The sequence below is a fragment of the Caballeronia sp. ATUFL_F1_KS4A genome (assembly GCF_023630905.1).
GTDB lineage: Bacteria > Pseudomonadota > Gammaproteobacteria > Burkholderiales > Burkholderiaceae > Caballeronia > Caballeronia zhejiangensis.
Window position 1 is genome coordinate 149,822 of sequence record NZ_JALQEB010000044.1, and the last position, 24,616, is coordinate 174,437.

Annotated in this window: 21 protein-coding genes; 8 read left to right on the forward strand and 13 right to left on the reverse strand. The window is 61.7% G+C overall.

The genetic code is table 11. From position 1 onward, the window contains the following. The first annotated feature begins 6 nt into the window (after window positions 1-6). The gene (locus NCS03_RS29560; RefSeq protein ID WP_250530382.1) at window positions 7-1,476 is read left to right on the forward strand and encodes an aldehyde dehydrogenase family protein; all 1,470 of its coding nucleotides are present in this window, start codon (window positions 7-9) and stop codon (window positions 1,474-1,476) included. A gap of 69 nt (window positions 1,477-1,545) precedes the next feature. On the opposite strand, the gene hfq is transcribed toward NCS03_RS29560, so the two are convergent. Both hfq and NCS03_RS29570 read right to left on the reverse strand, forming a co-directional pair. After that, window positions 1,546-1,824 (reverse strand): RNA chaperone Hfq, encoded by a 279-nt coding sequence (gene hfq, locus NCS03_RS29565; protein WP_008345329.1) that lies wholly within the window; start codon window positions 1,822-1,824, stop codon window positions 1,546-1,548. Window positions 1,825-2,049: 225 nt separating this feature from the next. After that, entirely contained in the window at window positions 2,050-2,715 is a 666-nt protein-coding gene (locus tag NCS03_RS29570; protein ID WP_008345328.1) for a TetR/AcrR family transcriptional regulator, read from the reverse strand. 188 nt (window positions 2,716-2,903) lie between these two features. Between NCS03_RS29570 and NCS03_RS29575 the strand changes: the two genes are divergently transcribed. The 3 genes from NCS03_RS29575 to NCS03_RS29585 are packed head-to-tail and all read left to right on the forward strand — an operon-like array spanning window position 2,904 to window position 7,071. Further along, the gene (locus NCS03_RS29575) at window positions 2,904-4,031 is read left to right on the forward strand and encodes an HlyD family secretion protein (protein WP_008345327.1); all 1,128 of its coding nucleotides are present in this window, start codon (window positions 2,904-2,906) and stop codon (window positions 4,029-4,031) included. Next, window positions 4,024-5,598, forward strand: coding sequence for an MDR family MFS transporter (locus NCS03_RS29580; protein ID WP_250442145.1), 1,575 nt, complete (start codon window positions 4,024-4,026; stop codon window positions 5,596-5,598). Before NCS03_RS29575 ends, NCS03_RS29580 begins: the two co-directional genes overlap by 8 nt. Window positions 5,599-5,601: 3 nt before the next feature. Next, the gene (locus NCS03_RS29585) at window positions 5,602-7,071 is read left to right on the forward strand and encodes an efflux transporter outer membrane subunit (protein WP_372492611.1); all 1,470 of its coding nucleotides are present in this window, start codon (window positions 5,602-5,604) and stop codon (window positions 7,069-7,071) included. Here the strand turns inward: NCS03_RS29585 and NCS03_RS29590 are convergent. The 7 genes from NCS03_RS29590 to NCS03_RS29620 form a co-directional block, all read right to left on the reverse strand. Then, window positions 7,068-7,238: a hypothetical protein gene (locus NCS03_RS29590; protein ID WP_008345324.1), complete on the reverse strand. Its 171-nt coding sequence runs from the start codon at window positions 7,236-7,238 to the stop codon at window positions 7,068-7,070. The two genes, NCS03_RS29585 and NCS03_RS29590, sit on opposite strands and share 4 nt — an antisense overlap. A gap of 20 nt (window positions 7,239-7,258) precedes the next feature. Further along, a complete protein-coding gene (locus NCS03_RS29595) occupies window positions 7,259-8,008 on the reverse strand; it encodes an IclR family transcriptional regulator (RefSeq protein ID WP_008345323.1) in 750 nt (249 codons plus the stop codon). An 18-nt stretch (window positions 8,009-8,026) separates the two neighbouring features. Continuing rightward, window positions 8,027-8,779 (reverse strand): amino acid ABC transporter ATP-binding protein, encoded by a 753-nt coding sequence (locus NCS03_RS29600; RefSeq protein WP_008345322.1) that lies wholly within the window; start codon window positions 8,777-8,779, stop codon window positions 8,027-8,029. Beyond that, window positions 8,776-9,420 (reverse strand): amino acid ABC transporter permease, encoded by a 645-nt coding sequence (locus NCS03_RS29605; protein ID WP_250520479.1) that lies wholly within the window; start codon window positions 9,418-9,420, stop codon window positions 8,776-8,778. Before NCS03_RS29605 ends, NCS03_RS29600 begins: the two co-directional genes overlap by 4 nt. A gap of 21 nt (window positions 9,421-9,441) precedes the next feature. Beyond that, window positions 9,442-10,158, reverse strand: a complete 717-nt coding sequence (locus NCS03_RS29610) for an amino acid ABC transporter permease (RefSeq protein WP_008345320.1) — start codon at window positions 10,156-10,158, stop codon at window positions 9,442-9,444. Between the two features lie 51 nt (window positions 10,159-10,209). Next, a complete protein-coding gene (locus tag NCS03_RS29615) occupies window positions 10,210-11,064 on the reverse strand; it encodes an ABC transporter substrate-binding protein (protein WP_008345319.1) in 855 nt (284 codons plus the stop codon). A gap of 361 nt (window positions 11,065-11,425) precedes the next feature. Next, a complete protein-coding gene (locus NCS03_RS29620) occupies window positions 11,426-11,734 on the reverse strand; it encodes a hypothetical protein (RefSeq protein WP_372492612.1) in 309 nt (102 codons plus the stop codon). Between the two features lie 116 nt (window positions 11,735-11,850). Between NCS03_RS29620 and NCS03_RS29625 the strand changes: the two genes are divergently transcribed. After that, window positions 11,851-12,306, forward strand: a complete 456-nt coding sequence (locus tag NCS03_RS29625; protein ID WP_250442147.1) for a YaiI/YqxD family protein — start codon at window positions 11,851-11,853, stop codon at window positions 12,304-12,306. A gap of 10 nt (window positions 12,307-12,316) precedes the next feature. Here NCS03_RS29625 and NCS03_RS29630 read toward each other — a convergent pair whose 3' ends face one another. Beyond that, window positions 12,317-12,961 (reverse strand): DsbA family oxidoreductase, encoded by a 645-nt coding sequence (locus tag NCS03_RS29630; protein WP_250530383.1) that lies wholly within the window; start codon window positions 12,959-12,961, stop codon window positions 12,317-12,319. Window positions 12,962-13,238: 277 nt separating this feature from the next. Continuing rightward, window positions 13,239-14,618, reverse strand: coding sequence for a replication initiation protein (locus tag NCS03_RS29635; protein ID WP_250530384.1), 1,380 nt, complete (start codon window positions 14,616-14,618; stop codon window positions 13,239-13,241). 770 nt (window positions 14,619-15,388) lie between these two features. Between NCS03_RS29635 and NCS03_RS29640 the strand changes: the two genes are divergently transcribed. Further along, window positions 15,389-16,597 (forward strand): ParA family protein, encoded by a 1,209-nt coding sequence (locus tag NCS03_RS29640; RefSeq protein ID WP_033535672.1) that lies wholly within the window; start codon window positions 15,389-15,391, stop codon window positions 16,595-16,597. Further along, window positions 16,594-17,565 (forward strand): ParB/RepB/Spo0J family partition protein, encoded by a 972-nt coding sequence (locus tag NCS03_RS29645; RefSeq protein ID WP_008345313.1) that lies wholly within the window; start codon window positions 16,594-16,596, stop codon window positions 17,563-17,565. The genes NCS03_RS29640 and NCS03_RS29645 overlap by 4 nt, the downstream gene beginning before the upstream one ends. A gap of 1,635 nt (window positions 17,566-19,200) precedes the next feature. On the opposite strand, the gene NCS03_RS29650 is transcribed toward NCS03_RS29645, so the two are convergent. Continuing rightward, the gene (locus NCS03_RS29650; RefSeq protein WP_250530385.1) at window positions 19,201-19,944 is read right to left on the reverse strand and encodes a hypothetical protein; all 744 of its coding nucleotides are present in this window, start codon (window positions 19,942-19,944) and stop codon (window positions 19,201-19,203) included. 273 nt (window positions 19,945-20,217) lie between these two features. On the opposite strand from NCS03_RS29650, the gene NCS03_RS29655 reads away from it, so the two are divergent. Beyond that, on the forward strand, window positions 20,218-22,719 hold the full coding sequence (locus tag NCS03_RS29655) for a glycogen/starch/alpha-glucan phosphorylase (RefSeq protein ID WP_250530386.1): 2,502 nt from the start codon (window positions 20,218-20,220) through the stop codon (window positions 22,717-22,719). On the opposite strand, the gene NCS03_RS29660 is transcribed toward NCS03_RS29655, so the two are convergent. Continuing rightward, window positions 22,716-24,122, reverse strand: a complete 1,407-nt coding sequence (locus NCS03_RS29660) for a sugar porter family MFS transporter (protein WP_008345310.1) — start codon at window positions 24,120-24,122, stop codon at window positions 22,716-22,718. The genes NCS03_RS29655 and NCS03_RS29660 overlap by 4 nt on opposite strands. Window positions 24,123-24,616: the final 494 nt, after the last annotated feature.

Genomic DNA, 24,616 nt, shown 5'->3' on the forward strand with positions numbered 1-24,616 from the left:
ACGATCATGAATATCCGCGACAATCACTCGATTCTTCTGCCCGCCGCGACGATCGCGGGCACGCGCTATGGAGCATCGGTTCTGGAAGCGGGCAACGCGATCCACAACGCGTCGACGGGCGCGGTCATCGGCTGGCAGGAACATGCCGACGCCGCGCAAGTCGATGCCGCCGTGCGTGCCGCGCACGCCGCGCTCGATGCATGGCGCAACCGCACGCCCGCATCGCGCGGCGAGGTGCTGCGCAAGATCGCGCAGTCGCTCGCTGCGAACCGCACGCGTCTTTCGTCGATGCAGCAAGCAGTCAGCGGCAAGCCTCCGCTCGAAGCCGACACCGACGTCAGCGACGCCATCGCCACGTTCGACTACTACGCGGACCTGTGCGCGGACGCATCGCTTTTTGCGACCGAGACGCTGACATTGCCCGACGACGCCGTGACGGGCGAGCGCCATTACGAAGCGGTCGGCGTGGCCGCGCTGATCGTGCCGTGGAATTTCCCGATGGTCACAACCGCGTGGAAGGCCGCGCCCGCGCTCGCGGCGGGGTGCACGGCCGTGCTGAAGCCGTCGGAATTGACGTCGCCGGTCGAGCATCTGCTCGCGGAAGTCATGACGGCGGCGGGCGTGCCCGATGGCGTCGTGAATATCGTGAACGGCGGCGGCGAAGTCGGCGCGCTGCTCGCGGCGCATCCGCTCATCGACAAGATTTCGTTCACGGGCAGCACGGGCGTCGGCCGCAAGGTGATGCAGACGGCGGCGCAGGACATGAAGCGCGTGACGCTCGAACTCGGCGGGAAATCGGCGCTGATCGTGCGCGCCGATGCGGACATCGAGCACGCGGTCGCGCTCGCAATGGGCGGCGCGTTCACGAACGCCGGGCAAATGTGCTCGGCGACGTCGCGCATCCTCGTTCACGACGAGGTCTATCGCAAGTTCGTGGCCGCGCTCGAAGCGGCCGTGCGCGCGCTCGTCGTTGCCCCGCCGCACGTCGAAAATGCCGCGATGGGCCCGCTCGTATCGCATGCGCAGCGTGCGCGCGTGCAGGCGCTCGTCGAGCAGGGCGTGGCGGACGGCGCGCGCATCGCGTTCCGCGGCGCGCTCGACGGCGCTTGCGCGGACGGCTTTTTCATGGCGCCGGTCGTCGTCGCCGAACCGGATGCCGCCAACGTGCTTTGGACGGAAGAAGTGTTCGGGCCGGTCGCGTGCGTGAAGTCGTTCCGCACCGACGATGAAGCCATCGCGCTCGCCAACGGCACGCGTTATGGGCTCGTCGCAACCGTCGTGACGCGCGATGAAGACGCCGCACGGCGCTTTCGCGATGCGCTGCGCGCGGGCCTCGTGTGGATCAACACACCGCAGTTGATCTTCCCGCAGGCGTGCTGGGGCGGACTCGGACTGAGCGGAATCGGCCGCGAGCTCGGCGTGGCGGGATTGCGCGGCTATCAGGAATTGCGCCACGCGATCGCGGCGCGCGGATAGTCGGCCCGTCGACGCGCGTGAGCAAGCTCACGCGCGCGTCGCTTGGGCCAACTCGCGCGCGAGACCGGACTAGCTGCGCGGCGGACGCGGCGGACGGTCGCCCGGACCACGGCTCTCGCGATGATTCGGCCGGCCGGGCGCGCCGTGATCTTCGCAAATGGTGGAAATCGCGTGCTTGAAAAGAACCTGGTTTCCGCTCGTCGAATTGAGATAGACCATATAGGTGTCGAACGACTGGATATGGCCCGTCAGCTTGATCCCATTAACGAGATAAATGGAAACCCGCTTGCGTTCTTTGCGCAGCGCGTTGAGAAAATCGCCTTGAATGCTGGCTGGACTGTTGGACATTTATGACCCGTGTTTAACCGAGCGCAGGCACCCCGACCGACCCTCGTCATTCGTGGAGCCTGCTTTTTGTGCTCGGCATGTTTTCTTTGGACAAGTCATTATCCCGTTTCCGCGCCGTTGTTGCGATGAAAAGATAATCGCCCTATATGGCGCATGGCCGTTTCCGTCGAATCGTCGGACAAAATACGACGAATCATGGCCGATAGAGACTGGAAGGCCCGTCCATCATTTGAGCACCGCCGCCTCCACGGCGGCGAGATACGCGGCGAGCGCCCGCTTGACCTCGCGCAGATAACGGCGCGCCAGTTGCACGTCGCCCATTGCGGGACGCAGCTTGACGGCCAGCGCGCCGCTCGCGAGCGCGTGCAGCATGTCCACGTACAGTTCGCGCTCGGACGCTTTCACGCCGGGCATGCGCGCGTCGATCACCTTGCGCATCATGCTGGACTTGCGCTTTTTCTTCGCTTCATCGTGCGGCATGACCGACATCAGAATCAGGAGATCGGTCTTGCGGTCGAAATATTCGATATGCGGCGACATGATCCGATCGATCACCGCTTCCGCCGACAACGCCCGCCAGGTCTCGCTGTCGACCCGCGCAAGTTCGTCTTCGAGTTCCTGCAGCGCCGCCGCGTGGCGGTCCCACAACGCGGCGAGCAACGCGTCGCGATCCGGAAAGAAGTGATACATCGAGCCGATCGGCGTTTGCGCACGCCGCGCGACGCCGTGCATCGTCACGCCTTCCAACCCCTTTTCGACGATCAGCTCGGCGGTCGCATCCAGCACCGCCTCGATGCGCGCGCGCCCGCGCGCCTGCAAGGGCGAACGAGCCGTGCTGGCGCGCTCCGGATCCTGCAATTCGCTTTCATTGTCGGCGCGAGCCTTCTTCATTGTCTCTCCTCGAGCAAGGTCAAACTAGACGCTCGCGTCTAGATTCGTGCATACTAGACGGCATCGTCTAGTTTGGCGAGCGCGTCGCGGTGACATCGTAGTCATTTCTGGCCGCAACGCCCTCGCCGTCCCGCATTCATCGAAGGCTACCGCACCCGCGCGGTGGCGCGAAAGCTCCCGGAGAACACATGTCAGTCACAGCGCCCACGCACGGCGGCCAACCCGCCGACGCCGTCGAACGCAAACCGTCACGCAAACGCCTGCTGATCGCAATCGGCATCGTCGCGGTCGTCGCCGGCATTGCATGGGGCGTGCGCTGGTGGACGGTCGGCCGTTTCGTCGAAACCACCGACGACGCCTATCTCAAGGCCGACAGCGTCACCATCGCGCCGAAAGTAAGCGGCTATATCACCGAAGTGCTCGTCGCCGACAATCAGGCGGTCGAGGCCGGCGCGCCGCTCGCGCGGCTCGATACGCGGCAGTATCAGGCCTCGCTCGATCAGGCGAAGGCCGCGCTCGATGCGCGCGCCGCCGACATCGACCGCGCCGAAGCCGAGCTGAAGCAGCAGCACGCCAACGCCGATCAGGCGAAGGCGCAGGCCGAAGTGTCGCGCGTAAGCCTCGCGCATGCGGAAGACGACGTGAACCGTTATCGTCCGCTCGTCGCGACGGGCGCCGAAACCGCCGAGCGTCTCGCGAGCCTCGTCTCCACGCGCGATCAGGCGCGCGCCACGCTTGCCGCGAATCTCGCCGCCGCGCGTTCGGCATCGACGCAGATCGGCGCGACCGAAGCGCAGATCGCGCAGGCGCGCGCGCAAGTCGAAGCGGCGCAGGCGCAACTGAATCAGTCGAAGCTCGATCTGAGCGACACGACGCTCGTGAGCCCGGTCGCGGGGCGCGTCGGCGATCGCACCGTGCGCGTCGGCCAGTATGTGCAGCCGGGCACGCGCTTGATGACGGTCGTGCCGGTCGAGGCGCTCTATCTGGAAGCGAACTTCAAGGAAACGCAGGTCGGGCGCATGCGCGTCGGCCAGCCGGCGACGCTGCACGTCGATGCACTCAAGGGCACCGAGTTGCACGGCGTCGTCGAAAGCTTCGCGCCCGGCACCGGCGCGCAGTTCGCGCTGCTGCCGCCGGAGAACGCGACCGGGAACTTCACGAAGATCGTGCAGCGCGTGCCGGTGCGCATTCGCGTCGATACGGGTCCGCAAACGCGCAAGGTGCTGCTGCCGGGCCTGTCGGTAACGGTCGATGTCGACACCAAAACCGCCACCGACGACAGCCATCGCATCGCGGCGGAAAATCGCCATGACTGAGGCCGCCGCGCATCCGCATCGCGCGAGCGCGACCGACTGGATCGCGGTCACGGCCGGCGCGCTCGGCGCGCTGATGGCCACGCTCGACATTTCCATCACCAACTCCGCGCTGCCGCAGATTCAAGGCGAAATCGGCGCGACCGGCACCGAAGGGACCTGGATCTCCACCGGCTATCTGATGTCGGAAATCGTGATGATCCCGCTCGCCGCGTGGCTCACGCGCGTGTTCGGGCTGCGCAATTTTCTGCTCGGCAACGCGGTGCTCTTCACGCTGTTCTCGGTGATGTGCGGCTTCTCGACGTCGCTGTCGATGATGATCGTGGGCCGCATCGGCCAGGGCTTCACCGGCGGCGCGATGATTCCGACCGCGCAGACCATCATCCGCACGCGGCTGCCGCGCGAGCAGATGCCCGTCGGCATGACGATCTTCGGCCTGATCGTGTTGCTCGGGCCGCTGCTCGGACCCGTGCTGGGCGGCTGGCTCGCGGAGAACATCTCGTGGTCGTGGTGCTTCTTCGTCAACGTGCCGGTCGGCTTCGCGCTCGTCGCATTGCTCATCACCGGCTTGCCGGCGGAGAAGTCGCATTGGGAATCGTTCTTCAAGGCCGACTGGATCGGCATAGCGGGACTCGCCATCGGCCTGAGCTCGCTTACCGTCGTGCTCGAAGAAGGCCAGCGCAATCAGTGGTTCGAATCGCATGAAATCGTGATGCTCACGTGCGTCACGGCGTTCGGCTTCCTGCTCATCGCGATCTCGCAATTCGTCGCGACGAAGCCAATCGTGCGGCTGTCGCTGCTGCGCAATCCGCGCTATGCGAGCGTGATTCTGATCGTGTTCGCCGTCGGCGCGGGGCTGTATTGCGTGTCGTTCCTGCTGCCGCAGTTTCTGAGCGTCGTCGCGGGCTATAACGCGCTGCAATCCGGCGCGATCATGCTCGTGTCGGGCGTGCCCGCGTTTCTCATCATGCCGGTGCTGCCGCGTCTGCTCGGCAAGGTGGATTTTCGCGTGCTCGTCATCTCGGGCCTGCTGTGCTTCGCCGCGAGCTGCCTGCTCGATATCTCGCTCACCGCGCAAAGCGTCGGCCACGATTTCTTCTGGTCGCAGATCTTGCGCGGCTTCGGCCAGATGCTCGCGATGATGCCGCTCAATCAGGCGTCGATGGCCGCCGTTTCGCGCGAAGAATCCGGCGATGCGGCCGGCCTCTACAACATGGCGCGCAATCTCGGCGGTTCGGTCGGGCTTGCGATCATCGGCACCGTGATCGACCGTCGCAACGACTTTCACACCGCATCGATCCGCGAATCGCTGACGGCGAATTCCGTCATCGGTCAGGAACGCATGGCCGCGAGCGCCGCCAGCTTTTTCGCGCAGGGCGGCGACATGGCGCATGCGAAGATGCAGGCGCTCGGCCAGTTGTCGATGCAAATCGGTCAGCAGGCGATCGTCATGACTTACTCCGAAACCTTCTACGTGCTGGCGATCGCGCTGCTCGCGTGTCTGCCGCTCGCACTCTTGCTCAAGACGCCGCGCGGCCAATCCGGCGACATGTCTTCTGCCGGCCACTGATTCATGAATTCATCGACGATGTTCCCTCGCACGCTTCGCCTGACCGCCCTGCTTCCGCTCGCTGCTTTCGCGCTCGCCGCGTGCACGGTCGGCCCCGACTATCGCGGCGCGCCGGAAATCGCGCCCGACGCCGCGAAAAGCGCCGCCTTCGTGCGCGCGCCGGCGCAGGGCGTCGTCGCGACGCACGCGCCCGCGACGTGGTGGCAAGCGCTCAACGATCCGCAACTGAACGCGCTCATCGATGCCGCGTTCGCCCACAATCCCGATCTGAAGATGGCGCAGGCGCGCTTGCGTCAGTCGCGTTCGCAACTGCGCGGACAGCGCGCCAACGAGTTGCCGAAAGTGTCGGGATCGGCGGCGGCGTTGCGCATGCGCTCGCCGGATACGTCGATCTTCGGTTCGTCGGGCGATGACGGTTCGTCGGGTTCGACGGGACGCGGTCCGGTCGATTTCTACACCGTCGGCTTCGATGCCTCGTGGGAGCTCGATCTCTTCGGCGGCACGCGCCGCGCGATCGAAGCGGCATCCGGCGAAGCCGAAGCCGTGCACGCCGATCTTTCGGACGCGCAGGTGTCGCTCGCGGCGGAAGTGGCGTCGGTGTACATCGACTTGCGCGATCAGCAGGAACGTCTCGCGCTCGCGGAACGCACGGCCGAGTATCAGCAGCAGATGCTGACGCTCACCGAGCAGCGGCGCGCGCGCGGCACGGCGGCGGAAGTCGATGTCGAGCGGCTCACGACGCAAGTCGACACGACGCGTGCGACGCTCGTGCCCTTGCAGACGCAGATCACCGATTCGCTGGATCAACTCGCCGTGCTGACGGGCCGCGCGCCCGGCGCGCTCGATGCCGAACTCGGCGCGCGTGCGCCGTTGCCCGCGTTGCCGTCGTCGGTGCCGATCGGCGATCCGGCGGCCATGCTCCAGCAGCGTCCGGATATCCGCGCGGCCGAGCGTCGTCTCGCATCGAGCAATGCGCAGATCGGCGAGCATATTGCCGATTATTTTCCGAAGGTGACGCTGCTCGGCGATATCGGTTTCTCCGCATCGGAGCCGAGTCATCTGCTGCGCAAGCAGAATTTCTCGTGGGTCGGCGTGCCGTATCTGCAATGGAATCTGTTCGACTTCGGGCGCACGGCGGCGAATGTCGATGCCGCCAAAGCCGCGCGCGACGAAGCCGAAGCGCGCTACGAAAAGACCGTGCTCGGCGCGCTGAAGGACGCGAATTCGTCGCTGTCGCGTTACGGCAACCAGCGCGAGCATGTCGTGCGGCTGCAGCAGGTACAGGCGTCGGCGGAGCGGTCGGCCACGCTCGTGCGGCAACGTTATACGGCGGGCGTATCGACGCTCATCGATCTGCTCGACGCACAGCGCACGCAATTCGCCGCGCAGCAGGACGTGGTCGCCGCGCAGGCCGAACTGCTGAAGGACTTCGTCGCGTTGCAGAAGAGTCTCGGACTCGGCTGGGCGACCTAAGCGTCTTCGGTCGATTGACGCTGCGACGCCATCTCCCGCTCGAACATCGGCGCATAGAACGCGACGGCCTTGCGCAAGATGTCGTTCACTTCCCTTAGCGCGACATTCTCTTCTTCGAGTTGCGCGATGCGTCGAAGCGGATCGTCGTCTGCGGCTGGCGTCGTCATGTGCGTTCGCGTGATGTGCGCTATCGATGCGACAGCGCCTTCGCCGATTGCAGAAGGTCGTCGAGCATCGACTGGCGTCGCTCTGGATCGGTGTCGCGGCCCGTCATGAAGCACAGCGCCGCGATCGGCAGTCCGGCGCGATCGCGCACGGGCGCGGCCATGCACAGGCGAAACGCGTTCGACAAGCCTTCGGTGCAGCAATAGCCCTGATTCTTCGCGGCTTGCACATCGCGCATGAATTCATCGAAGTCGATGCGCACGCCGTTGTCGAGCGCGAAGTCTTCGGCGGGAATCAGGGCGCGGATTTCATCGGCGTTCAGGTGGCCGAGCAGCAGGCGTCCGGTCGCCGTCCACGGAATCGGCACGCGCACGCCGATATCCGAGCTGATGTTGAACGGCCGCGCGCTGTTTTCGGACAGCACCACGGTGTACTTGTTTCCTTCGAGCATGCACAACTGCGTGGTCTCGTCGTACTTGCGCACGAGCGCGAGTATCGACTGATGCGCGCGGCTGATGAGGTCGTTGTGCGTCGCGTAGTCGGAGCCGTAGTAATGCATCTCGCGTCCGAAGAACACGCTGCCATCGGCCGATGTCTCGAGCCAGCCCACTTCCGCCAGGATCGCGACCAGCTCGTAGATGCTCGAACGCGGCGCGCCGGTCGCTTCGATCAGCTCGCGCATCGTCATCGGGCGCTGCGCGAGATGCAATTGCCGGAACATGGCGATGACCCGATCGACTCCCCTCGCTCGCGACGATTCCGTGACTGCCATTCATTCGCTCCGTGTGCGTCAGTGGTCGAGCACGCGATGCAGGAACTGCCGCGTCCGCTCGTTGGATGGATTCACGAAAATCTGCTCCGGCTCGCCCTGCTCCGCGATCACGCCTTTGTCCATGAAGACGACCCGATCGGCGGTCTTGCGCGCGAAACCCATCTCGTGCGTGACGACGACCATCGTCATGCCATCGCGTGCGAGTCCGCGCATCACTTCGGTCACTTCGCCGACGAGTTCGGGATCGAGCGCCGAAGTCGCTTCGTCGAAGAACATGATGCCCGGCTCGACGGCGAGCGCCCGCGCAATCGCGACGCGCTGCTGCTGTCCGCCGGACAACTGGCTCGGATAATGATCCGCACGGTCGGCAAGCCCGACGCGATCGAGCACGTCCATCGCGCGCTTGCGGGCATCGGCGGGACTCATCTTGCGCGCCTTGATGAGCGCGAGCGTGACGTTGCCGAGCGCGGTCTTGTGCGGAAAAAGATTGAACTGCTGGAACACCATGCCGACGTGACCGCGAATATCGCGCGCGCGTTTCGGGTCGTGCAGCGGCACTTCGTTGACCCATACTTCGCCGGAATCCGTCGTTTCGAGCCCCGCCATGATGCGCAGCACCGTGCTTTTGCCCGAACCCGACGCGCCGATCAGCACGAGCACTTCGCCCGCGCGCACGTCGAGATTGATCTCGTTGAGCACGCGCGTCGCGCCGAATGCTTTGCTGACGCCCGACAGCGAAATAATGGGCCTGGTCTGACTTTGATTGCTCACGACAGTCTCCTGCGGTCATGGTGGCGCACCCATTGCGAAAGCGGGAAGCACACGACGAAATAAATGAGTGCGACGAGTCCGTAAATCTCGACCGGCTTGCCGATGCGATCGACGATCGCCTGGCCGCCGTGCATCAGCTCCGACATGCCGATCATGCTGACGATCGACGTATCTTTGATAAGCGAAAGATATTGGCCGATGAGCGGCGGCAACACGATCCTGCCGGTCTGCGGCAACACGACGAACGCGAACGCCTGCGTGCGCGACAGACCGAGAATCTGCGAGACTTCCCACTGGCCTTTCGGCACCGCTTCGATCCCGGCGCGAAAAACTTCGGCGATATACGCGCCTTGATAAACGCTCAGGCCGAGCACGCCGGCGGCGAAAACATCGATCGCATAGCCGAAATACGAGACGCCGAAGTAGATGAACATCAGCGTGATGAGCACGGGCGTGCCGCGAAAGAGCTCGGTATAAAGCCGCGCGATGCGGTCCGTGCCCCACGGTCCGAACGATCGCAACACGGCGGCGAAAAGGCCGATCAGCGTGCCGCCGACGATCGACGCGACGGACAGCAAAAGCGTCGTCACGAGACCTTGCAGCAGGATCGACAGACTGGTTCTCAGCAGTTCAAATGACATGATCCGACTCCGGTTCGGGCATCAGGCGCGATTGGCGCGGCGCAACGCGAGGCCGCCGAAGCGTGCGCGCGGCCGGACGACGAGCGGCGGATGAAACATGCGCGCGCCGAGCTGACCCGCGATCCACGACAGCACGTTGCTCAGCACGAGATACGCGACGAGCACGACCGAAAACGTCTGCACGTAGAGCAGCGTGCGCGAATTGATGACGGTCGCGGTGCCGGTGAGTTCGGGCAGCGCGATCGCGGAGAGCAGCGACGTGCCGAGCAATAGCTGGATCAGATAGTTGACGATCGCCGGATAGACCGCGCGCGCGGCCTGCGGCAAGACGATTTCGGTGAAGATCTGCCCGCGTTCGAGGCCGAGAATGCCCGCGGCTTCGAGCTGTCCGCGCGGCACCGACTGAATGCCCGCGCGAAACACTTCCGACAGATACGCGCCGACGTTCAGGCCCAGCGCGATCACGCCGGCCCAGTAGGCATCGAGCGCAATGCCCGCCGACGGCAAGCCGAAGAACACGATGAATATCTGCAAAAGAACCGGCGTATTGCGGATGACTTCGACATACGCGCGCGCGACGAAGCGGATCGCGGCCATCGGCGACAGGCTCGCCAGCGCGGCCAGCAAGCCGAGCACCAGCGACAGCACGAACGCGAGAAGCGTCACCTGCAGCGTCAGCCATCCGGCTTTCAGGAACTCGGGGACGTAGCCCCACAAGGTCAGCCATTCGTAGTTCATCTCGGCCTCCGCATCCGTCCGGTCTCGTGCGATATCGACATCACTTCATCCTCAGAACTGCGGGTTGAGCGGGAAATGCGGATCGGTGCCGAACCACTTCTTGTAGAGCTGCGCGTTGAGCTTCGACGCGTTGATGTTGAAGAGGAACAGGTTCAGATAGTTGAGCCACGCCTGATCGCCGGCCTTCACGCCGAAGCCGTTGTATTCGAGCGGCACGAGTGCTTCGTTCGTGACGGTCAATTCGGGATCGAGCTTCGCCTGATACGCGAGGAAGTTGTTGTCCTCGATCATCGCGTCGGCCTGGCCTTGCTTGACGGCGAGAATCGCGGCCTGCGAGCTGTCGTATTCCTGGATCTTGATCGGGATGTTCAGCGAGCGGACTTCATCGCCGTTGGTCGAGCCCTTGACGGTCGCGATCGTGCGGTTGCCCATGTCCTGAACCGACTTGATGCCGCTGCTCTTCTTGACCAGCAGCGCCTCGCTCGCGACGACATACGGCGTCGTGAATTCGATGACCTTCGCGCGCTCCAGATTGCGCGTGAAGTTGCAGAACACGACATCGACCTTGCTCGTCTGCAGGTTCGGGATGCGGTTCGCGCTCGTCGTGTTCACGACTTCGAGCTTCACACCCATCTGCCTGGCGAGTTCCTTGGCGAGATCGACGTCGTAGCCGTCGGGCTGACCATCCTTGTCGTAGAAGCCGAACGGCGCGAACGTCAGACAGTCGCCGACCCGCAACGTCCCGCGCTGCAGAACCGCCTGGAGCGTCGACGAACCTGCCGCCGCCCCGGCGTTTGCGCCGCCGCCTTCGGCCGGCGTGGAAACCTTGGTGCAGGCGGCCAACGCCAGCGCGCCGGCGATGACGAACAGCGAAACGGTTCTGACGCCTATGTTCGAGAGTTTCATGAGCAGGTCCTTTCGAAGGATGGTTAGGAGGAACCGGTTCCAGAACCGGCTCAGAGCGAAACGCGAAAGTTCGTCTATGTCCGATATACCGGACAGACATCTGGCGTATCGGATCGAACTTCAGTGTTGGATGAGAAAATTCCGAGCACAAGCGGCCCGAACCCTAATTGGCGAGGGTTTTTTGATCAGATAGGGGATGCGGCTACAAACGCAGCCGGCTGACGAGCCGCCAGGACGCGCGAGCGGCGCGGCGGAATCACGGAAGCGATGGTTCGACGTTCGGCCGCGCGGCCCGACCCGGCCGAACCGGGTCATGGATTTTGCGTTCTATGTCTCGCGAGCCGGAACGTCGCGTCGGAAGCTACTGGCTGGCGCCCGCTCCGATCCCCGCTTTCTTCTGAGCGTTCTGCAAGTCCTGGGGATAGTTAGGATCATTCGCGCGGCCGGGGTTATAGCCCGCATCCTCGAGTTTCTTCAGCTCGGCGTTCTTCTTGTCGCGCGCCTGTTTTCGTGCGGCTTTTTTCTCGGCTTTCGTCATGGACGCAGCTTGCGTCGCGCCGGTTGCGGTCGAACCGGTATCCTGCGCATAGGAAAGCGAGGCCGCGGATGCGCCCGCCACGCCCAGGAAGAATGACACAGCAATGCTTGCTAGCTTCGTTCTCACGGTGATTCTCCGTTCGCCTGGAGGACTTGCGTTGAGGAAAGTATAGGGCGCGCGTTTCGGCACTGCGCCCGTCGAGCATGCGACTTTCGTTCGTCACGACATAACTTATCGGAAGCCAACGGATGCAAATCATCGTCGATGCCGACGCCTGCCCCGCCGTCGTGAAGGATATTCTCTTTCGCGCAGGCACACGCATGAAGGTGCACGTGACGCTCGTCGCGAATCAGTTTTTGCGCACGCCGCCCTCGCCGTGGATACGCGCGATTCAGGTGCCCGCCGGTTTCGATGTCGCCGACGCGCGCATCGTCGAGATGGCGCAGGCTGGCGATCTCGTCATCACGGCGGACATTCCGCTCGCGGCGGCGGTGATCGCAAAGGGCGCGTTCGCGCTCGATCCGCGCGGCGAATGGATGAACGCGGAGAACATCGAGGAACGTCTGTCGATCCGCGCGATGATGGATCAGTTGCGCGGCTCCGGCGTGCAGACCGGCGGGCCGCCGCCGTACGCGCCGCGCGACGGCAAGAACTTCGCCGCGCAGCTCGACCGTTTTCTCGCGAAGCAGCGGACGCCCGAATGAGCAGGCGGCTTCAGGCGGTCCCGTCGATGATCTTCCGGATCGCTTCCTCGAACGCCTCGGAAGGCTGCCCGCCGCTCACCAAATACTTCTGGTCGAAGATGATCGCCGGCACGGACTGAATGCCGAGTTGCTGGAACTCGCGCTCTTCGGCGCGGACTTCGTCGGCGTACGCACCGCTTTGCAGCACCGTGCGCGCCTCGTCGCCATCGAGCCCGGCGCTGCGAGCCGCTTCGACCAGCACGTCGGGGTCGCTCGTATCCTTGCCGTCACCGTGATAAGCGCGCAGCAGCGCGAGCTTGAGCGGCAGTTGCTTGCCTTCGATGCGCGCCCAATGCAGCAGCCGATGAGCATCGAACGTGTTGTAGACCCACTTGCGTTCGCCGAACGCGAAGCCTTCGCGCGCGCCGCGCTCGCGGATCATCGCCTGCGTCTCGCCGATCTGTTCGGGCGTGCGGCCATATTTGCGGCCGAGATAATCGACGATGCGCTCGCCTTGCGGACTCATGTCCGGATTCAGCTCGAAGGGATGAAGGGTGATGCGCGCATCGACGGTATCGCCGAGACGCTCCAACGCGCGTTGCAGCGAAGAGAGTCCGACGGCGCACCACGGGCACGCGATATCGGAGACGAAGTCGATTTGGAGAGTGCGGGACATGAGGTTCGTGAAGATTGGAATCGAGTCGGACAGACTAGCTCAAATCGCCGATATCGGTTTGCGCGTGCCCTTCGCGGCATCCGCGGACAGGTCGAAGACTGGATTCACGATTTCGACGCGCTCGAACTGGAGCCGAAGAGCGTCAGGGCGGAACGTGGCTCGAGCCGATAGTGCGAATGCCCAATGTCGTTCTTGCCGTCGGGCATGGGGATCGCGAAGCAAATGGTGGCGCGGTTGCTAAAGACCGTTAGTTGCGATCGATGCGATTGCGTAATGGTCAGTCCCTGCCCTTCGCGCTTTTCGACTTGTTGAAGACGTAGCCCGAGAAGCCGTCTCTCAGATCGGGATATTTCTGAATGATGGTTTCGACGAGCTCGCTCGATGGATCGATGCCCAATCTGCGCAGCGTCAGCTTTCCCGCCGGACTCGTCTTGTAGGTGCGCCGCCAGTCTTCGCGCTGCCGCGGCGTCGCGGCTTCGTACATCTCCCAGCCGCGACGGACTTCATCGACGATCCGGTTCTGAGCGTTCACATCCTGTGCCGCGACCTGCAATGCCCGACGCGCCTCGGCCTGTTGCTTCGCTTCGGTGTCGCGTTGATCGGTCAGCGCCAGATTCTCCTGAATCTGAACCATCTGGCGTTCCGCATCCGAGACGATCCAGCCTTCCTTCAGCGCTTTCATGAAGAAGCCCGCCGGACTCTTCGACACCTTGCCGAGCTTGAGGCTGAAACGCGTACGCTCGATTGCCTGCTCCAGACGTTCGTCGGTGAAGGTATCGCGGTCGGAAGCGATCTGATTCAACTGCGCGCTGGACAGACCGATTTCCTGTTTCAGCGTCAGATACAGCGCCTGCGCGTGCTCGTGCGTATGCAGCAGGCGCTCGGCTATTTCCTTGCGCTCGACGCGAAATCGCATGCGTCCGATCTTGCGTGAACCCGGTTCATTGCGCGTCTCATACGAGAGGGAAAGATCGGATACCTCATTAATTTGATCCACCGCCGGAGCGAGCCAGTCGCGCTTGAAGTATTTGAATTCCTGCGCTTTTGCGCCCATCGTCCCCTGCCAGGCACGCAATTCGTCGAGCGTGAACCAATCGGTTATACCCTCGGACGCGTAGGGAAGCAGATGGTCGTACATCACGCGCGCATAGCTGAGCGTGAAAAGCGAAGTGATGCGCAAGCTCAGCCAATGCGATTTCCCGGGACCGCGAATGATTCCGATGAGATCGGGCGGAACGCGGAACTGAAACCGTCCGCCGACGTATGAGATGCGTCCAATCAGTTGAACCGAGCCGAACGGCTTGGAGCCATCGGCGTCGGCTTCCGCGGTCGCCTGGATGAGCGCCCTCTGCGCCTCGGTGATCACCTGTTCCAGATGCGCGTTGTTCCGGCTCGAGTAGCGCATGAGCCACTTGAAATAGTCGAGCTCGACGTCGTACAGGTCGTGAATCTTTTCTTCTTGCGCGACGATGAAATAGGCCGCGTCGATCAAGCGGCGAGCCGCCACGCCAAGATCGACGATGCGGATCAGGACGTTCTTGCGCGAAAAGCCGATGTCCGAGCGGGCGGCGTCGACGGGCAAGCCCTGCGCATTCGCATCGTCGAATAGGGCCAGCGCCAGTTGTCTCGACGTGGCCACCTGCCCTGCTGTCGTCATTCCGTCTCCGTGTCCGGCGCTAGTTCATTGTGTCGAGCGGTACCTTAACGGCTGCAAGGTGAGCTGTCAACACAAACTACCTCACCTTTTGCAGGCGCGGACACAGGAAACCTCACCATTGCGTCGCAACCTACACAAATTTCCTCACCATTCTTGCCTGGACGCCTCACCTTGGGGTCCACTTCATCTCACCTTGACGGGGTAAACACAGCACCTTGACGCTCAATCAACATCACTTCAAGCACACTTTTCCTCACCTTATGGGTGTAAGTCGTTGATTTCATGAGCGTGCGCGTGAGACGTTAGTGGTGGTGAGTCTTTGTGTTTACAAAAATAACTAACCAACGGCCTTACTCATATAGACGGTGCATTTGATTTTTAACCAGCGGGACGATGGCGTTTCGCGCGCTTCGTTTAGGTGAAGTGAATTGTGACCAGCCGTCGAGACGCTGGAATCCAACTGCGCCGGCGTCCGCAGAGGTGAGGTTTTTTGTGATGGGATCCGGCGTTCCACTGAGCTTCCGATGCCGTGGAGCGTTTCGCTGTCCTCTGAGCGTTTCGGGAATCACTGAAGATAGCTTGTATAAGTGGTTGATCTTATTGATAGTCTTGCACCTCCGCCCCGGTGCTTGCAAATTTCGATCAATTCCAATAGCTATTCATCACTGCGGCGAGTATTCTACGGTTCGACATCTAGTTACACCAAAACCGTGGAAACATCGGCGAGCGTGAAGAAAACGCCTCACCGTGGACTAAAAAGGAAGCACCGAATGAATTTGAGCGAACTGCCAGGGATTAATCGAAGGGTGAAGCTCTCCAACCTAGGAGAATTCGCAGAGCGTTTGTCGGTCATGACGAACGAACTGCGTGATCAGATCTTGGCACCACGGCCAAGGAAGACAGCGCCCGTGTTTACGATAGGCGAGCTGTCGGACATGTGCGGGATCGACCGGCAGAAGATCAATTATCTGGCGACAAAGGAAGGTACTGACCTCCCGCCGGGTGAAACGCACGGAACCGGGCGTGCGCGTATCTTCTCTCTGAAGGATGCCCGAACGTGGGTTCAGCAGGTCTCGGACATTTATCAGACGCCGCTTGTCACTGGTACGCGCGAACATCGCGGTCGCGTGTTAATCACGGCGAACTTCAAAGGCGGATCGTGCAAGACGACGACGTCGATGTGCATCGGCCAAGGATTGAGCTTGCGTGGTCGCAAGGTTCTCATGATCGACCTCGACCCACAAGCGTCGCTTTCGGAGTTGTGCGGCCTGTACGCGGAAAAGGACGTGACTTGGGAGGATACGGTCCTGCCATACATTTACGATCCGGACATGGAAGGCGGTCTCGCGTCGAAAGTGCAAAGCACGTATTGGGACGGACTCGATGTGATTCCGGCACACAACTATCTTCACGACGCCGAATTCCATCTGCCTACTGCGCAGAAGACGAACGCGAACTTCGAGTTCTGGTCGGTGTTGCGAAAAGGGATTGAGCCGCTGCGCGCGGAGTACGACTACATCATCCTGGATACCGCGCCTTCGCTCTCTTATATGACGCTGAACGGATTGATGGCGGCCGATTCGATGGTCATGCCGCTCGTACCCGAAAGTCTGGATTTCATTTCGTCGGTGTCGTTCTGGTCGTTGTTCGCTGAAGTCGCGAATGGTTTCGTCGAACACGAAGTCGACAAAACATACGACTTCGTTTCGGTGCTTCTCTCGCGGGTCGACTATGGCAATACATCTTCGGCGCCGGTCGTTCGCTCATGGTCTCAGCGCGCGTATGGCGACTGGTTGCACACCACTGAGATTCCGGCGAGTTCGGTCATGAGCAATGGCGCGTTGGCTTTTTCTACTGTCTTCGATCTTTCACGGGCCGAGACAGTCGCGAAAACTTTGGCGCGCGTAAAACAGCCGATGGTCGACTACTGCAAATGGATCGATGACCAGTACGTTGAGCAATGGAGGGCGGGACAATGAGCAGCCTTCGCGACCGAATGATGAGCAAGACCGCGGAAGTTCGTGCGGCAAAGGACATCCAACTCGATCCGCAGCAAGAGAAGGCGACGAGTCCGCGCACTGCGCCCGGAATGGCAGCGGCGTTGGCCTCGGCGCAGCAGCGCATCGCGCAACTCGAGCAGGCAGGTCCCGCGTCGGAAGCGCCGGTGTCGGAGATCGTTCCGAATCCCTGGCAGCCTCGGCAGGTATTCAACGACGCGAAGCTTGTGCAACTCGCCGAGTCGATCCGCGAAGCGGGTCTCGTACAGCCGATCGTTGTACGGCGCATCGGCACCGGATACCAGATCGTGGCGGGTGAGCGTCGCTGGCGCGCGCATAAGATGATCGGTAAGGAATCGATCAAGGTTCTTGTCGTCGATCTTTCTGACGAAGAGATGGCGATGCTCGCCCTCGTCGAAAACGTAGCGCGTGAAGATCTGTGCGACTACGAGATCTCGCGATCGATTCGACGGACCGAAAAGGAGTTTCCTAACCGCAAGCGCATGGCGGAAGCGTTGGGCATCTCGCGCTCCGAGTTGTACCGGTATCTTTCGTTTGGCGAGTTGCCGGATTTCGTCGTGCAGGATCTAGATGTGCAGCCTCGCCTGTTGGGAGCCACGGCCGCGGAGAATGTCGTCTCGGTACTGCGTGGGCGGAATGCGGCGGCGTTCGACGTTGCCAAGGGCCTTTGGGCGCGCGTCGTTTCGGGCGATCTGGATCAGTCGAAATTTGGCAAGGCGATCAAGCAGGCGTTGGATGACGAGCGTAAGCCGGCGCCGGCCGTAAGCGATCGCAGTATCGACAAGATTTTTGCGGGTGGATCGCAGGCAGGGTCGATCACGAGAGACTCAATGGGGCTCACGGTCAAGATCAAAGCAGGATTACTGACCGAAGAAAAGGAACGGCAAATTCGGGAGTTGGTGACACAGTTGTTTGCCGATAACAGCTAGTCGATTCCCTCCAGCAATTGGTCTTGATGCGGTGCGCTCGGCATCTGGGTCAATTTCCGAAGCTCCAAGAGTGTCTCAACTTGGGACACGCGCAGCGCGAAGTCACGCTCGTGCACTTCTAGATTGATCTAACGAGTGTCCCGACTTGGGACACTCGATCTCCGCAGCAACCTCGGCCGTTCGCGCCCCGGGCGCAAACTTTCCCACACGCGCGCATCGACACGACCCGCACGGTTGTTTGCACGCGAACTCGTGGACTGGGGCAGTTTCCCATTGGAACGATCTGTCTCAACGGCAGGACAATTGATGGCAAGCACCATCGATGCACATGAGGCGCGCGAAATATCTCGATCTCGATCCAGGCGCATGGTCATCCGGTTTGGCGCAGAGGACGACGCAGCCACTACTCCAAGCGCGTCGATGCGAGTCACTCTCAGCGTGGGTGAATAGCAGCTTGGGAAAGGCGGAGCCCGCCAGCATCCGAAGCTTGAATGTAAAGCCTGAACGTCCTCTTAGCGATGCGAAACCAACGGAGAAGGCGGTCACCGCCACTCGAGCAAGTACTTCGCCTAGAAAGCTGCTGAACAATGATCGCTCCGATCGTTCGTGAAACAATCGACGCCGCGTTTCCACTCCTGCGATCGCTAGGCAGGACGGGCTTGGCGGCCCATTTTCAAGGGTGATCTGGGAGGATGTTTCACGAAATCGTCTGCGTGAACAGAGGGTATCGGCATAAAAGGAACCGGCGAGCGCTCCGAAACGCGCTTAACGGCCGCATCGTGACGAATAAGACGAAAAATGTAGCGCTCGATACGTCCGCAGTGAGGCGTCGAAGCTGCGGTAGACGGCGTTTCGCTGGTCGCGGCGAAGAACACCCGTCGCGACTCCGGATGGGGCGACGGAAGACATCGATCCGCCAGACTAACCTTCGTAACATGCTGCGCGGATCAGCAAACTTTCCGCTTGCTCCCTCGTCCTTTCAGACTGCTTGCCGCCCGCGTGCTGGTGAAAAAGCTCGGACGGAACATGCGCGAGCCGCAGGTATCTGAAAGTTAGGCTCAGCGTCCCCGCGCGTTCGCTCTCGCGAACTTCCGCGCGCGCGACAATCCCGAAGAGCGCTCATCACGCGCGACCGGGATCAGTCGCGGGAAGAAAATGTCGAGCACCGCGACCATCGAGAGCAATACGACGGCAACGAAGACCATCGTGCCAAGGAACTCGAGCAAAGACATATTCACCTCGTCCGGTCGCATAGTTTTGTATTGGAGATCTACTGGACTCAGTGTGAGCGAGGCATGGCAAAGTCGATGTCGCGATCAGCCGGGACAACAGGCATCTGTTCGACGCTTCAAATTTCCGTCCGCGCTTAATGTCTGGAATGCGCGCGGGCTGACCGAAATGCGTCCGCGGGCGTCCGGCGCGTCGAAATTCAAAGTCAGACGCAAGTGGCGAGTTGTCGGCGGAAAGGCCCTTGCGCAACGCCTACCTTGTATATTTCTTCGGTATCCGAAGTAATGTGGCCGTGAAAATACGCGCGGGATGCTTAGCGCAAATAAATCCGGACGGGCAAAGCTCAACAGGCCGCCGGCATTCCGATCCGCAACTGGGAGTGCGCGACGCGCACTCCACGCGACATCACTTCGTAGCGGCCACCACGAAGGCGTCTGATCTGTCAGGTAGCGTCAAAGCTCCTAATACCTGACTGTTGCTGAAAAAAACGACGCCCGTAAGCTTCGCACCCGGATATATGCAGGGCGCGGGTCCAAACGTGATCGTGGCGTCCAGCACGTCTTTGTCGCCATGAGGCGTGGCGGCTCCGCTGAACGTGCAGCCGCTCAAGCCTTCACCCTTGATCGAGCCGTCCTGCCCGATTACAAAAGTGGCGGTCTCGCCGTCCTTCGTCGATCCGGCCGCGCCCGAATACGTCCCGGCAACGGACGACAGCGCCACCGGACGTTCATAGTTGGCGTCATAAACCACGTTGAACTTGATGCTGTTCTGCTTCGCCGTGCTCGTATAGATCACGCCCTGAACGCTGTTCGTCGCGTTGTAGCCCGCGAGGACGGGCGTATCGGTCGCAGCCTTGCCGCTTATGTCGAAGGTGCGCGCATTGTCCGACTGAAAAGTGCCATGAGATGCGGATGCCGCACCCTGTACCAGACCTAGCGCGTTTGTCGTCGTGTTCGCATACACGAAATAGAAAGCGCCAGTCTCGAGCACTACGCCGCCCACGACGTTGCCGTTCGCATCGGTTCCGGAATAAAGGCCTTGTGCAGCGTTAGCCTCGGGCGCGCTCGGCGCATTATCGGAACTGCCGCCGCCCCCACCGCATGCGGCCAAAACGACTGTAACTGCAGATACTGCGACGACGCGTTTCATATTTTTCTGATGTCTGAACTTGCGCTAGCGGCAAGCGAATGAAATAAGCGATGACCGGAATCTTGAACTGGTCCGACAGCCTTTGAAGCGGCAGGCCATCGTCGTCCCGCGATTGCCGAATTTGGCCTTCCCCTTGGGGATAACGGCATGGAAGCGCACGACTTGAGGGCGTATGCTATTCATCGATGCGCCATGACGCAGCACTGTCAACGGCCGGACATAGAGCCGGCACATTCTTGTCGAAGCCCGGTACGCAGGGAGAGAGGACAGATCATGGATGACACGCCCACCATCGAATCGCGGATCAGCGCCGAGCCCGCACGCAGCGGACTTGGCGTCGAGGCGCTGCAGCGCGATATCGTCGATAACCTCATCTGTCTGCAGGCGCGCTATCCGGAGATCGCCACGCCGCACGACTGGTACATGGCGCTCGCCTACGCCGTCCGCGACCGGATGATGACCCGCCGCGTCGCCACCACGCACACCTATGTCGCGCGCGACGCAAAAGTCGCGTGTTATCTGTCCGCTGAATTTCTCATCGGCCCGCAACTCGGCAACAACCTGATCAATCTCGGCATCGAAAGCAACGCGCGCGAAGCGTTGCAGGCGCTCGGACTCGACCTCGATACGCTGCTGTCGATCGAAGAGGAACCGGGCCTTGGCAACGGCGGCCTCGGACGCCTGGCCGCGTGCTATCTCGACTCGCTTTCCACGCTCGAAATCCCGGCGATCGGTTACGGAATCCGCTATGAGTTCGGCATCTTCGATCAGGAAATCCGCGACGGCTGGCAAGTGGAAATCACCGACAAATGGCTGCAGAAGGGCAACCCGTGGGAAATCCTGCGCCCGGACGTCGCGTTCTACGTGAACTTCGGTGGCCGCACCGAAAGCTCGACCGATGAAGCGGGCCGCTTTCATGTGCGCTGGATTCCTGCCTATACGGTCAAAGGCGTGGCCTGCGATACGCCGATCCCCGGTTTTCACGTCAATACATGTAACTCGTTGAGGCTCTGGAAAAGCGAGGCAGTCGAGTCGTTCGATCTTCAGGATTTCAATGCCGGCGACTATTACGAAGCCGTGCACGAGAAGGTGCTTTCGGAGACGCTGTCGAAGGTGCTTTATCCAAATGACGAGCCCGAAGCGGGTAAGCGCTTGCGGCTCGCGCAGCAGTACTTCTTCGTTTCGTGTTCGTTGCAGGACATGTTGCGCCTGCTTGCGCTCAAGGGCGAGCCGATCAATCGCTTGCCGGACATGTTCACGGCGCAATTGAACGACACGCATCCGTCGATAGCCGTCGCCGAGTTGATGCGCCTGCTCGTGGATGAGCGGCAACTGCCTTGGGACGACGCCTGGGACATCACGCAGCGCACGCTCGCCTATACGAATCACACGCTGTTGCCCGAAGCGCTCGAAACGTGGGGCTTGCCATTGTTTCAGGGCTTGTTGCCGCGATTGATCGAGATCATCTACGAGATCAATCGCCGCTTCCTCGATGATGTCCGCCAACGATATCCCGGCGACGAAGCGCGGATCGCGCGCATGTCGCTGATCGACGAAAGCGGCACGAAGCGCGTACGCATGGCGCATCTTGCGACGGTCGGCAGTCACGCGATCAACGGTGTGGCCGCGCTCCATTCGGCACTGCTCGAAAAGACGGTGCTGCGAGATTTCGCCGAGCTATGGCCCGAGCGCTTCCATAACGTGACCAACGGCGTCACGCCGCGCCGCTTCATGATGCTCAGCAATCCGGGTCTCGCGAAACTGCTGGACGAGGGGCTGGGGGAAGGTTGGGCGACCGATCTCGGCAAACTGCGCAAGCTGTCCGAATACGCCGACGATGCCGCATTTCAGGAACGCTGGCGCAACGTGAAGCAGGCGAACAAGCAGATCCTCGCGGATAAGATCAAGAGCGCGACGGGCATCGTCGTCGATCCTGCGGCGCTGTTCGACATACAGGTCAAGCGAATCCACGAGTACAAGCGGCAACATCTGAACGCGCTATACATCGTGACGCAGTACATGCGTCTGCGCCGCGATCCACAACTCGCGCTGACGCCGCGCTGCTTCGTATTCGGCGGCAAGGCCGCGCCTGGCTACGCGATGGCCAAGCTCATCATCCGGCTGATCAACGGCATCGCCGAAGTCGTGAACGACGATCCCGCGATGAACGGCCGCCTGAAAGTCGTATTCTTCCCGGACTTCAACGTCAAGAACGCACACTTCATTTACCCGGCTGCGGACCTGTCCGAGCAGATCTCGACCGCGGGCAAGGAGGCTTCGGGCACCGGAAACATGAAGTTCATGATGAACGGCGCGTTGACCATCGGTACGCTCGATGGCGCGAACATCGAGATCCGCGAAGAAGTCGGCGATGAAAACTTCTTCCTGTTCGGCCTGAATGCGGACGAAGTGGAACGCGTGAAGCGCGAAGGGTATCGTCCGGCCGACTATGCGGATGCGAATCAGACGTTGCGGGAAGTGCTGGAGTTGATCGGCAGCGGGCACTTCTCGCGCGGAGATCGAGAGATGTTCCGTCCGCTGGTCGACAACCTGCTGCACCACGATCCGTTTCTGGTGCTTGCCGACTATGCCGCGTACGTCGCGCGTCAGGAAGATGTGAGCGCCGCCTGGCGCGACGAGCGGCGCTGGACTCGCATGTCCATCCTGAATACCGCCTATGCAGGCAAGTTCTCTTCGGACCGCGCGGTTCACGAATATTGCGAGCGGATCTGGAATATCCGCCCCGTGAAGATTTCCATCGAACGACGAAACTAGTTTTTCTTCCCGAGATCGCGCAGACGCTTGCCGGCCATCAGATCGTTGCCGAGTTTCTCGAGCGAAACGCCGCGCGTCTCGGGCACGTAGAAGAACACGACGACCGCAAAGATGACGTTGAGGATCGCATAGAGCACGAAGGTGTTCGCTTCGCCGACGGTCGACAGCAAGCTCAGGAACGTGGCCGCGACCGCCATGTTGGCGACCCAGTTGACGAGCGTCGAAACGGCGATGCCGAAGTCGCGCCCTTGCTGCGGCTGGATCTCCGAGCACAGGATCCAAACGAGCGGGCCGGCAGACATGGCGAACCCCGCGATGAAAAGCAGCAGCGACGCGACCGCCAGAATCTGTGCCGTGAGGCCGGCGACTCCGGCATGTAGCAGGAACCCGAGCGAACACATGCCGATTGCCATGATGGCGCATCCCGCATAGAGGATCGGCTTGCGGCCCCAACGATCGACGAAGGCAATGGCGCCGAAGGTCGCAATGACGTTGACGAGGCCGACGATGACTGTCGCCCACAGTTGCTGTTCATGAGTCGCGAAGCCGGCCAGTTCGAAGATGCGCGGAGCGTAGTACATCACGACGTTGATGCCGGTGAGTTGCTGGAACACCTGCAGCACGACTCCGAGCAGTACCGAGCGACGGAAGTTCGCGTTTTGCCGCAACAGGCTCCATCCTCGCTGGGGCCGCGTGTTGTCTTCGTTGACCTGTTCGAGTTCGGCTTGCACGTCGGCGGGATTGGCGTAGAAGCGTTGAAGGACGGCGCGCGCTTCGTCGGCGCGGTTGCGCTGAAGCAGCCAGCGCGGGCTATCGGGAAGGGCGAGCACGCCTGCGAGGAAGAAGACGGCGGGAATCGCGATGACGCCGAGCATCCAGCGCCAGTCGGCCACGTACGACAGTCCGATGTTCGACAGGAAGGCGGCCAGGATTCCGACGGTAATCATCAACTGATACGTCGAGATCATCGCGCCGCGTACTTGTCGCGGCGCAACCTCCGAAAGATAAAGCGGCGCGGTGAAAGACGCCATCCCGACCGCGAGGCCCAGCAGCAAGCGTGCGCCGATCAGATGAGCCGGACTCGCCGCGAACCCGGACCATAGCGATCCCGCAATGAAAAGTATCGCCGCGAGCACGAGCGCATAGCGGCGTCCGAGACGCCACGATAGCCAGCCCGCACCCAGTGCGCCGATCGCCGCGCCTACCATCATCGAGCTGACGATCCATTCTTGTGCGCGATCGCTCAGAACAAAATGCTTCGCGATGAAAGGCAGTGCGCCCGAGATCACCCCGATGTCGAGGCCGAACAGCAGGCCGGCGAGCGCCGCCATCAGGCAGACGAAGAGACCATATCGTCCGGTTTTCGTGGATGTCGGGACGCTGCGGTCGGCGAGGGTGCTCATCTGAGTTGTCTCCAGGTTGCGCTTCAAACCGGTCACGGTGGCAGTCGGGCGGCTTTGCTTCGACCATGCGACTGCGCACATGATCGAAGATGAGAATTAGCGCGGGATGAGCGCGCGATGAAGGACGCCTGAATCGTGTGACCGGCCGACATCGTACCGGTGAGCGTCAATTGCCGCCCAATGCCATCGCCTCGTTGTTGTGCCTGGTCAATTCTTCGTGCGCGCGTGCGATCTGACGTGCACAGACGCCGGTGACACGCGCCGCTGCTCGGCTTCGAATTTGCCGCCCGAAATGACCCGATTATTTTTTTTGGAAAAGGCGCTTGACGTGGTCGAAATAGCCCCGCATAATTCGCCTCCCGTTGAATGACGGCGCGCAAGAAAGCAAGCGAATAGCGAAGCAAATAACTGCGCAAATGCTCTTTAAAAACTAACAGCCGATAAGTGTGGGCGCTTGATGGCGAGTGCGGCTGGTTCTTCGGAATCGGCGATAG